The organism is Longimicrobium sp., from assembly GCF_036280135.1.
In the GTDB taxonomy this organism is placed as follows: Bacteria; Gemmatimonadota; Gemmatimonadetes; order Longimicrobiales; family Longimicrobiaceae; genus Longimicrobium.
Map to the genome: position 1 here is coordinate 1 of NZ_DASURI010000962.1, position 10,674 is coordinate 10,674.

Below are 10,674 nucleotides of genomic sequence, written 5' to 3' on the forward strand. Positions count from 1 at the left end.
GAGGAGGGGGCGGATGTGCATCGGCGCGGTCAGCGGATCCAGGGGCGGGCGCGGATGAAGAGGAACGCGGGGTGGACGATGACGCGGGCGTATGAATCCGGCTTGAGCGCGCGGAAGGCCTCCGTGGGCTCCGCCTCCTCCATCCGCTCGATGGCGAAGCCCGCCTGCGCCAGGTCGTTGACGATGCGGCTCATGGGCCGGCGGTAGAAGCGGATGGGGCCCGCCCAGTCGATCGTGTCCTCGATCGCCTCCACCCGCGAGTACCGCTCCGTGCCGAAGTTGGTCACGTCCGACGCGGGATGGTGCGTGGACAGCAGCAGCCACCCGTCGGGCACGAGCACGCGCCGGAACTCGGCGAGAGCCATGGACCAGTCGGGCATGTAGTGCAGCGCCAGCGGGCTGATGATGCCGTCAAAGCTGCCGTCCGCGAAGGGGAGCGGCTCGCGCAGGTCCGCCACGCGCAGGTCCGCGTCGCGCCCGGCCAGGCGGCGGTGCGCGTGGTCCAGCATCCGCGCGCTCTCGTCCACGCCGGTGACGCGCGCGCCGCGGTCCAGGAGCAGCGCGCAGTACAGTCCCGATCCGCATCCCGCGTCCAGCACGCGCAGGCCGTCCACGGGCGGCAGCATGGCGAGCATGGCGGGCCGCTCGTACAGCGCGTTGTAGGGCGCGTGCTCCACGCCGGCCGCGTACCCGTCCGCGATGGTGTCGTAGCTGAAGTAGTCCTTGCTCACCGGTCCTCCCGCCGCGCGCGAAAGATGAGGAAGCCCGGCTGCCGCAGCAGCCTTGTATAATCGTCCGGGTGCCGGCGGCGGAACTCGTCCGTGGGCACGGGCTCCTCCAGCCGGTCAATGGCGAAGCCGGCGCCCGCCAGGGCGTTGACCATGGCGCTGAGCGGGCGGTGGTAGAACGCCGGCACCGCGCCCCCGATCCATCCCCACCGTTCTTCCACGCGGACGACGTCGTGGTAGTGCGCCGACGCGAGCCGCGCGCCCGTGAACGCGGGATGCTGCGCGGAGAACAGGATCCACCCGCCGGGCCGCAGGATGCGCCGGAGCTCGGCGAACGCGGCGTCCCAGTCGCGCACGTGCTCCAGCGCCAGCGCGCTCACGATGCCGTCAAAGGTAGCATCGGCGAAGTCCAGCGGCTGTGCGAGATCGGCCACGCGCACGTCCGCGTCCGGGCCCAGGCGCCGGCGCGCGTGCTCTACCATCCGCGCGCTGGCGTCCACGGCCGTGACGCGCGCGCCGCGGGCCATGAGCTGCTGCGCGTACCACCCGTCGCCGCAGCCGGCGTCCAGCACGTGCGCGCCGGCGGCGTCGGGGAGCAGCGTGAGCATGGCGGGGCGCTCGTAGTGCGCGTTGTACGGCGCCGTGTCCGCGCCCTGCGCGTAGCGGTCGGCGACGGGGTCGTACGTGTCGGGCCAGGGCGGGTTCGACATGGTGGATGCGATGCGGCGGATGCGAAAGTGTCGAGGTGCGGAGGGAGAACGGACGGGAGCGGCGCGAGGTTTCGGCGGGGGCCCTCACCCGCGGGGGCCCTCACCCGCTCGCTGTCGCTCGCACCCTCTCCCGCAAACTGCGCGGGAGAGGGTGTATACTTCCACGGGGTGACTGCACCTTGGGCGGAGGACCTGCGGGCGGGAAAGCCGGAGAGGCACGGACCCGTCGCTGCGCGACGGGGGGCCCTCTCCCCCGCCGTCTGCGCCGCTCGTTCCTCGCGGCTCGACGGCGACCTCTCCCCCAACTTCGGGGGAGGGGTGGCGAGAGGGCGAGATCACGCACAAGAGCCAAGTTCGCGCGGCACCGCAGTTCTCCCCCTCCCCCGCGACAGCGGGGGCAGGGGGCGGGGGGAGGGGGCCTCTCGCCCGTGCACGACCTTTCCCTCACGCCTGGATCCCACCCGTGCCCGCCTTTGCCGGCTGTCCCCTGCAACCTGTCCCCCGTCCCCTGCAGTTCCGCCGTTCGCCCGCTATTCCCTATTCCCTATTACCTATTCCCTGGCAGTTCAGTCCCGCACCAGCTCATCCACCGCCGCGTCCGACACCGCGTCCTCGCCCAGCGTGAACGGCAGCAGCACCTCGCGCCGTGTGCGCACGATGGTCTCGATCTCGAACGCCACGCCCTCCGGCGAGCGGCCCTCGGCAGGGACGGAGACGTCGGCCAGGCGGTACAGCGGCTCGCGCTCGGCCAGCATCCCCGCGATGGCACGGCGCGGGTCGGGGTGGCCGCGAAACGGGCGGGCGATGGTGTCGGCGTTCAGGCGGCGCACCGTCTCGTCCAGCGATACGCGCAGCCACACGCTCAGGGTGCGGCGACCCAGGCGGTCCAGCTGCTCCGGCCGCGTGATCCATCCGCCCCCCGGCGCCAGGACCAGGCCCGGCCGCTCCGCCACTTCCTCCGTGAGCGCGGCCTCCATCTCCCGGAAGGCGCCCTCGCCATGGGCCGCGATCACCTCCTTGACGGTGGCGCCCGCCCGGCGTTCGATTTCCACGTCGAAGTCCAGGAACTCCCACTCCAGCCGCCGGGCCAGCGCCTTTCCCACGGTGCTCTTTCCCGACGTCATGTAGCCCAGCAGCACCACGCGCTCGATCACCAGCGCGGGCGGAAGCCCCAGTTCAGGCACGGCCGCATCTCCCTCTGCACGGAACGGTTGACGGACGGCCGCCGGGCAGGCAGGTTGCGGGCCGCACGGCCTCCTCGCCAGATTCCGAAGATTTTCCGAACCAGCGGACGGGTGCGGTGTATCCGCGTGCGTCCACGGCGCACACGTCCCGTCGACGCATCCGTCCGGCCGCTCCGCGCCGGGCCTCCAGCGCATTATCCGGCAAGCAGCCCTGATGGCGATCCTCACCCCCACGCAGCGCGACCGCATCGTCCCGCGGCTCATCGAAGACGAGATGCGCGCGTCGTTCATCGACTACTCGATGAGCGTGATCGTGCAGCGGGCGCTTCCCGACGTGCGCGACGGGCTCAAGCCCGTGCACCGCCGCATCCTGTTCGCCATGCAGGAGGCGGGACTGGTCCCCACGCGGCCGTACAAGAAGTGCGCGACGGTGGTGGGCGACGTGCTGGGCAAGTACCACCCGCACGGCGACGCCTCCGTGTACGACGCCCTCGTGCGCATGGTGCAGGACTTTTCCCTGCGCTATCCGCTGGTGGACGGGCAGGGCAACTTCGGATCAATCGACGGCGACGCGGCGGCGGCGTACCGGTACACGGAAAGCCGGCTGTCGCCCATTGCCACGGAGATGCTGGCGGACATCGACAAGGACACCGTCGACTTCGCCCCTAACTACGACGACCGGCTGCAGGAGCCCCGGGTGCTCCCCGCCGCCGTGCCCAACCTGCTGGTGAACGGCAGCAGCGGCATTGCCGTGGGGATGAGCACCAACGTGCCGCCCCACAACCTGGCGGAGGTCGTCCGCGCGGCCATCCACCTGCTGGACCACCCGGAGTGCACCACGGACGACCTGATGGTGCACGTGCCCGGGCCGGACTTTCCCACGGGCGGCATCATCGTGGGGGTGCAGGGCATTCGCGACGCGTACGAAAGCGGCCGCGGCCGCGTGGTGATGAAGGCCCGCGTCTACAAGGAGTCGCGGCGCAGCGGCAAGGAGCAGCTGGTCGTCACCGAGATCCCGTACGGCACCAACAAGTCCCGCATCCTGGAGCAGATCGCCGACCTTACCCGGGCCGGCAAGCTGCAGGACGTGAGCGACCTGCGCGACGAGAGCGACCGCGACGGCATCCGCGTGGTCATCGAGCTCAAGCGCGGCGCCGACCCCGCCAAGGTGCTGCAGGCGCTGTACAAGGGCACGGCCCTGCAGACCACCTTCGGCGTGATCGCCCTGGCGCTGGACGGCGGCGTGCCGCGCGAGCTGGGCCTCAAGACCATCCTGGAGCGCTTTCGCGACCACCGGCTGCAGGTGGTGGTCCGCCGGTCCCGCTGGGAGCTGGAGAAGGCGCGCGACGAGGCCCACGTCCTGGAGGGGCTGACGATCGCGCTGCGCAAGATCGAGCAGGTGATCGCCATCATCCGCGGCAGCCGCAACCGCGAGAGCGCGTCCAACAAGCTGCAAAAGGAGCTCAAGCTCACCGAGCGCCAGGCCGAGGCCATCCTCAACATGCGCCTGAGCCGGCTTACGCAGCTGGAAGTGCGCGAGCTGCGCGACCGGCTGGAGGAGCTGGGCAAGCGCATCGCCGAGTTGGAGACGCTGCTGGCCAGCCCCGAGCGGCAAACGGCCCTCATCCGCCGCGAGCTGGCGGAATTGGCGGAGAAGTACGGCGACCCGCGGCGGACGACCATCTACGAGAGCGAAAAGTCCGTCCGCATCCAGGACATGATCGCGGCCGAGGAGGTGGTGGTCACGGTCACCCGCGAGGGGTACGCCAAGCAGGTGCCCATGCAGGTGTACCAGCGCGCCGTGGGCCGCGGCGGCTCGCTCATCGGCACGGACTACGAGGCGGACTACCTGGAGCGCGTGCTGGTCGCCAGCACCGAAGACTGGCTGATGGCGTTCACGGCCGACGGCCGCGCCTACGGCCTGCCCGTGCGCGACCTGCCGGACACGGGACTCTCGTCGCGCGGCAAGCGGCTGCACCAGCTGCTGGAGCTGCCCAGGAATGCGAACGTCGCCACCGTGCTCCTCGTGAGCGAGTTCAGCGAGACGCGCGCGGTGCTCTTCGCCACGGCGGGGGGCACGGTCAAGCGCACGTCGCTGGACCAGTTCACGCGGCCCCGCAGCGGCGGCGTGGAAGCCATCTCCCTCCGCTCGGGCGACGTGCTGTCGTTCGTGGCCGTGACGGACGGCGAGATGGAGGTGGTGCTCGCCGCGTCCGGCGGCCGCACCATCCGCTTTGGCGAGGGCGACGTGCCGCTGATGGGCCGCGCCACGCAGGGCGTCCGCGGGATGAAGCTGGACGGCAAGGAGCGCATCGTGGGCCTCATCGCCGCCAGGGCCGACACGGAGCTGTGCGCCGTGACGGGTCGTGGCCTGGCCAAGCGGTTCGCCATGGACGAGCTGCCGCTGCAAAAGCGCGACGGCAAGGGCACGATTCTCGTTCCCGCCGGCAAGGACGTGGGCGAGGTGGTGGCCGTGCTGCCCCTGGGCGCGGCGGACCTGGCCGCCGTCACGCAGGCGGACGTGATGATGCGCATCCGCCGCGCGGCCATCCCGCAGCTGCCCCGCGACGCGCGTCCCGAGCCCGTGCTGGAGCTGGCCCGGAGCGAGCGCGTGGTGGCCGTCACCCCCCTGGCCGAGCGCGACGCAACGGCCCCCGTGACGACGGCCGACGAGCTGCTGGAAGAGCCGTCGACGAACGCCGCCCCGTCCGATGGCACGTCCCCCGGCGCGGTGACGGCCGATGCCGACTCGTCCGCCCCCTCGGAGTCTGCGGACGGCGCTTCGGTGGATGGGGATGCATCCGATGGCTCCACGTCCGATGCCTCCGCGTCCACGGAAGCGCCGACGGACACGATTGCCGATGCGGATGCGGATGCCGATACAGACGCGGAGCCGTCGGGTGATGGCGGATCGCCCGCGGCCGTCGTCGTCGAGGCGTCGGTGGAGGAAGGCGAGCTGTTCGAGGACACGGCGTCGGCGGATGACCTGAGCGACGCGATCATCGAGGAGCCGATCGTCCCCGAGCCGCGCCGTCGCCGCACCCGCGCCGCCGCGCCCGACCCTGAGCCGGAGCCGGAGCCGGAGGTCGAGCCAGCTCGCGAGCCGGCCGAGGAGCCCGCGCCCACTGCGAAGCGCGGCAGGAAGGCGCCCAAGCCGGAACCCGAGCTGGTCGTGGAACCTGCCCCGGAGCCCGAGCCGATCGAGGAGCCGGCGTCGGAACCCGCGCCGGTCGCGAAGCGCGGCCGGAAGGCCCCCGCGGCTGCGGTCGAGCCTGAGCCCACACCGGAGCCTGAGCCCGAGCCGCCCGCGCCCAAGCGCCGCGCGAAGGCGTCTGCCCCGCCGCCCGAGCCGGAGCCCCCGGCCACGGAAGCGGGCAAGCGAGGCAAGAAGCCGGACGACGAGGTAGAGCTGGACCTGTTCGGCTGATGCGGTTCCGATGATGCAAAACGGCCGCGGATCACGTGATCCGCGGCCGCTTTGCTGTGGCGTCGAGCTTCCGACGGAGTGTGGGAGAGCCCGCGCGTGGTTGGCCACGCCCCAGCCGGAGCGAATGAATTCGCCGCTGGAAAGGCACGAAGTCCGCCTTCGCGGACTGCCCCAGAGGAGGTCGTCTCGTGTGCACCGGCCGCGCCCATTGAGCCGTTGAAGCCTCACGCAGTTTGTGAGGCTTTCCGCTGTCGTTGCGGCGGCTTCAGCCGCTCCGGCTCGGTGACGGCTTGCGGTCCCACGCCCCTCACATCCCGCCCGGCCGCACCATCCGCTCGACCATCGCGAGCACCCCATCCACCACCAGGGCCAGCAGGGCGGCGGGGATGGCGCCGGACAGGATCATCCGCGTGTCGCTCAGCGCCAATCCGGCCACGATGGGATCGCCCAACCCGCCCGCGCCGATGAACGCCGCCAGCGTCGCCGTGCCCACCGCGATCACGGCGGACGTTCGCACGCCGGCCATGATGGCGGGCGCGGCCAGGGGCAGCCGCACGTGCCGCAGCACCTGCCCGGGACTCATCCCCAGCGCCCGCGCGGCTTCCACGGCGGCGGGGCCGGCGTCGCGCACGCCCGTGTACGTGTTGCGGACGATGGGATACAGCGAGTAGAGAAAGAGCGCGACCAGCGCCGGCCCCATCCCGATCCCCAGCAGCGGGATCATGAACGCCAGCAGCGCGATGCCGGGAATGGTCTGCAGCAGGCCCACGGCGCGCACGGTGCCCTCCGCCGCGCCCGCGCGCGCCCGCCCCAGCAGCACGCCCAGCGGCACGGCGACGGCCGCCGCGGCGAGCAGCGACAGCGCCACCAGCAGCAGGTGCCGCCCCGTGAGTCGCGCCAGCGTCGCGCGCTGCTCCCACAGGTATCCGACGAGCCCGCCCTTTGCCGCCGCCGGCCGTGCGTCCACCCGCTCCGCCCCGCCGACCAGGCCCAGCGACCGCAGCGCATCCGCCGCCACGCGCGCCACGGGCTGGCCGTCCACCTCCAGGCGGCGGTTGAGCGCGCGCATGGTGGCCACGTCCAGGCGCCCGCTCAGCCGCGTGAGCTCCGCCACGGCGTCCGGCCGGTCGCGCTGCAGCCGCGCGCTCACCAGGGCCGCGGCCTCGTATGGCGGAAAGAAGCGGCGGTCGTCCTCCAGCACCACCAGGTTGTAGCGGTCGATGAGGCCGTCCGTGGAGTAGCCGTCGATCACGTCCACGGCGCCCTCCGCGAGCGCTTGGTACTTCACGGCCTGCACCAGCGGGCGGACGGTGCGCGGCCGCAGCCCGTACGCGCGCTGCAGCCCCGGCAACCCGTCGTCGCGGCCGATGAAGTCCGGCGTGAACCCGGCGTTCAGCCGGGGCGCCGCCCGCGCCAGGTCGCTGAGCGTGCGCAGCCCCTCGCGCTGCGCCGTCTCCCGCCGCACGGCGATGGCGTACGTGTTCTCGAAGCCCAGTGGCGGCAGCCAGCGCACGCCCCACCGCGCCTGGAACTCGCGCGACACGCGGCCGAACACCGCCGCCGGATCGGGCTGCGGCGGCTCGTTCAGGATGGCCAGCAGCCCCGTGCCCGTGTACTCGGGATAGACGTCGATGGCGCCCGTCCGCAGCGCGCCGAACGCGATCTCCGTGGCGCCCAGCCCCATCCGCCGGTCCACGGGGATGCCGCGCGCCTCCAGCACCTGCGCGAACATCTCCGCCAGCAGGTACGATTCTCCGAACGGCTTGGACGCGATGACGACGGGCCGGTCCGCCGCCTCCTGCGCCTCCGCCCCTCCGCCGGACATGCAGAGGAGCAGGGCTGTGATGATGATCGTCATCCGCCGCATCATCCGGCCCCCAATCGCGAGCGGGCGACGAGGCCGGCCACGTACTCCGTCTCCGGCGCGTGGATGAGCGTCCGCGGATCGGCGACCTGCTCGATGCGGCCGGCGCGCAGCACGGCGATGCGGTCGGCCAGCAGCGCGGCTTCGTGCAGGTCGTGCGTCACGAGCACGGCGGTGATGCCCAACTCGCGGCGCAGGCCGTCGAACGCCGTCTGCAGGTCCGCGCGGGTGATGGCGTCCAGCGCGCCGAACGGCTCGTCCAGCAGCACGATGCCGGGCCGCGCCGCCAGCGCCCGCGCGATGGCCACGCGCTGCCGCTGTCCGCCCGACAGCTCGCGCGGCCACCGCGATCCGAACGTGGCCGCGTCCAGCCCCACCCACGCCAGGGCCGCCGCGCCCTTTGCCTCCGCGTCCGCGTCGCCGCGCAGCCAGGGCACGAGCGACGCGTTGCGCAGCACGGTCCAGTGCGGCATCAGCCCGCCGTCCTGGGGCACGTAGCCGATGCGGCGGCGCAGCTCCGTCGCATCCACCGAGGCCGCGTCCGCGCCCTCCACGGTCACGCGGCCGCCGTCCGGCTCCGTCATGCGGTTGAAGCAGCGCAGCAGCGTGGTCTTGCCCGATCCGCTCTCGCCCACGAGCGCCACGCACTCCCCCGCCCCCGCCGCCAGCGACACGCCCTCCAGCGCCGACACGCCGCCGTAGCGCTTGACGACGTCGTCTGCGGCGAGCACGGGCCGGGGAACCGCGAGTGTATCAGTGGACATCGGCCATGGTGGACGTGTGGATCGATGGATGGGGATGGATCGCGCGGAGACGGTGGATTGCCTCCCCCAAAGGTCCGGCCGAGCCGATGAACGTGCCCGCGACGGACAGTCCGCGCAGGCGGGCTTCGCGACGTTCCAGCGGCGAATTCATTCGCTCCGGCTGGGGAACGGCCTTTACCGGATCAGATCCGCAATCGGCATCATTCGCTCTGGCGCGGGCTCCGCGCATCGCTCGGTGGGCCCTCACCCGCTCGCTGTCGCTCGCACCCTCTCCCGCAAACTGCGCGGGAGAGGGTGTACCCCCCAACTCCTGCACGAACGCGGGGTCCGCGCGGAACCGCTGATTTCCCTCTCCGCGAGGAACGAGCGGGGAGGGGCCGCGGGCGGATGGGGCGGTTGCTGCCGGCGAGCGCCATCCCGTCGATCTGGATTGCTCGTAACCGCCCCATCCGCCCGCGGCCCGACTTTTGACAGACGTTGTACACCCGTCTCCGCCACGTAACACGACGGCCCCGTCGTGGCGTGGTGGGACGCGTCCGTATAGCTTACGACCAGCCCGCTCACACGCGCCACTTTTCACGTCGATCCAAAGGCGCCCCAGATGTCCCAGACCCACGACGGAACCCTCACGCCCGGCGAGGTCGCCGCGTTGCTGCAGGACGCGCGCGAGCGCACGCTGCTGCTCGTGTCGCCCCTGCCCGAGGACGAGCTCATGAACCAGCACAACCGGCTGATGAGCCCGGTGGTGTGGGACATGGGCCACATCGCGCACTTCGAGGAGCTGTGGCTCGTGCGCAACCTGGAGGGCCCGGTGCAGTTCGGCGAGATGCCCGGCATCTTCAACCCGTTCGAGAACCCGCGCTCCGTCCGCGGCCAGCTGGCCCTGCCCCGCCTGGCCGACACGCTGGACCACATGGCCTGCGCGCGCCGCATGGTGCTGGACCGCATCGTCGACGGCGACACGGGCCGGGCCGATCCCCAGCTGCTGGCCGGCGGCTACGTGTACCGCATGGTGGCGCAGCACGAGTACCAGCACAACGAGACCATCCTGCAGGCCCTGCAGCTCAAGGACGAGGACGGCGCCCGCTACCGAGCCCCGCGCGCCATCGTCCCGCCCGCCGGCCGCCCCGTCGCGGCGGACGCGGACGGGATGGTGCGCTTTCCCGGTGGCACGGTGCACGTCGGCACGGACGACCGCACGGCCGCGTACGACAACGAGCGCCCGCGCCACGCCGTGGAGCTCGCCCCGTTCCGCATCGGCGCGTGGGCGGTGACCAACGGCGAGTACGCGGCCTTCATCGCCGACGGCGGATACGACAACCGTTCGCTCTGGTCCGAGGCCGGCTGGAAGCACCGCCAGGAGGCCGGACTTGCCGCGCCGCAGTTCTGGGAGATGCGCGACGGCCAGTGGTGGACGCGGTCGATGGACGCCGAGACGCCGGTCGATCCCGATCGCCCCGTGTGCCACGTCTGCTGGTACGAGGCCGAGGCGTACTGCAACTGGGCCGGCGGGCGTCTTCCGACCGAGCAGGAGTGGGAGGCCGCCGCCGGGTGGGATCCCGCCACGGGCACCCAGCGCGCGTATCCCTGGGGGGACGAGGCGCCCGGCCCGCTGGACGCCAACCTGGACCAGCTGGCGTTCCAGGCCGCGCAGACGGGCGCCTATCCGCGCAACGTGTCGCCCATCGGCGCGTACGGGATGATCGGCGACGTGTGGGAGTGGACGGCGTCGGACTTCACCGCCTGGCCGGGGTACCAGACGTTCCCGTATCCGGAGTACAGCGAGGTGTTCTTCGGCCCGGACTACAAGGTGCTCAAGGGCGGATCGTGGGCCACGCGCCCGGGCGCCATCCGCAACACGTTCCGCAACTGGGACTACCCCATCCGCCGGCAGATCTTCGCCGGCTTCCGCTGCGCGCTGGACGGATGAGCGCGCGCGGCCCCGGCGTGGAGGGCGCCCCCGCGGTGGAGCCCATCGAGGCCGGTGCAGCCGTCGT

Annotated in this window: 8 protein-coding genes; 2 read left to right on the forward strand and 6 right to left on the reverse strand. The window is 72.3% G+C overall.

Features of this window, described 5'->3' with window-relative positions:
- Positions 1-29: 29 nt before the first annotated feature.
- The 3 genes from VFZ20_RS30945 to VFZ20_RS30955 all read right to left on the reverse strand — a co-directional run bounded on the left by VFZ20_RS30945 (position 30) and on the right by VFZ20_RS30955 (position 2,622).
- Positions 30-731: a class I SAM-dependent methyltransferase gene (locus tag VFZ20_RS30945; protein WP_329687837.1), complete on the reverse strand. Its 702-nt coding sequence runs from the start codon at positions 729-731 to the stop codon at positions 30-32.
- On the reverse strand, positions 728-1,438 hold the full coding sequence (locus VFZ20_RS30950) for a class I SAM-dependent methyltransferase (protein WP_329687838.1): 711 nt from the start codon (positions 1,436-1,438) through the stop codon (positions 728-730). Before VFZ20_RS30950 ends, VFZ20_RS30945 begins: the two co-directional genes overlap by 4 nt.
- A 566-nt stretch (positions 1,439-2,004) precedes the next feature.
- A complete protein-coding gene (locus VFZ20_RS30955; RefSeq protein ID WP_329687839.1) occupies positions 2,005-2,622 on the reverse strand; it encodes a shikimate kinase in 618 nt (205 codons plus the stop codon).
- Between the two features lie 214 nt (positions 2,623-2,836).
- Here VFZ20_RS30955 and gyrA point away from each other — a divergent pair, with 214 nt between their 5' ends.
- On the forward strand, positions 2,837-6,049 hold the full coding sequence (gene gyrA, locus VFZ20_RS30960; RefSeq protein ID WP_329687840.1) for a DNA gyrase subunit A: 3,213 nt from the start codon (positions 2,837-2,839) through the stop codon (positions 6,047-6,049).
- 307 nt (positions 6,050-6,356) lie between these two features.
- Here gyrA and VFZ20_RS30965 read toward each other — a convergent pair whose 3' ends face one another.
- The 3 genes from VFZ20_RS30965 to VFZ20_RS30975 are packed head-to-tail and all read right to left on the reverse strand — an operon-like array spanning position 6,357 to position 8,828.
- A complete protein-coding gene (locus VFZ20_RS30965; protein ID WP_329687841.1) occupies positions 6,357-7,907 on the reverse strand; it encodes a glycine betaine ABC transporter substrate-binding protein in 1,551 nt (516 codons plus the stop codon).
- A gap of 8 nt (positions 7,908-7,915) precedes the next feature.
- Positions 7,916-8,644, reverse strand: a complete 729-nt coding sequence (locus VFZ20_RS30970; RefSeq protein ID WP_329687842.1) for an ATP-binding cassette domain-containing protein — start codon at positions 8,642-8,644, stop codon at positions 7,916-7,918.
- A 22-nt stretch (positions 8,645-8,666) separates the two neighbouring features.
- Positions 8,667-8,828, reverse strand: a complete 162-nt coding sequence (locus VFZ20_RS30975; protein ID WP_329687843.1) for a hypothetical protein — start codon at positions 8,826-8,828, stop codon at positions 8,667-8,669.
- A 450-nt stretch (positions 8,829-9,278) separates the two neighbouring features.
- Between VFZ20_RS30975 and egtB the strand changes: the two genes are divergently transcribed.
- Positions 9,279-10,607: an ergothioneine biosynthesis protein EgtB gene (egtB, locus tag VFZ20_RS30980; RefSeq protein WP_329687844.1), complete on the forward strand. Its 1,329-nt coding sequence runs from the start codon at positions 9,279-9,281 to the stop codon at positions 10,605-10,607.
- Positions 10,608-10,674: the final 67 nt, after the last annotated feature.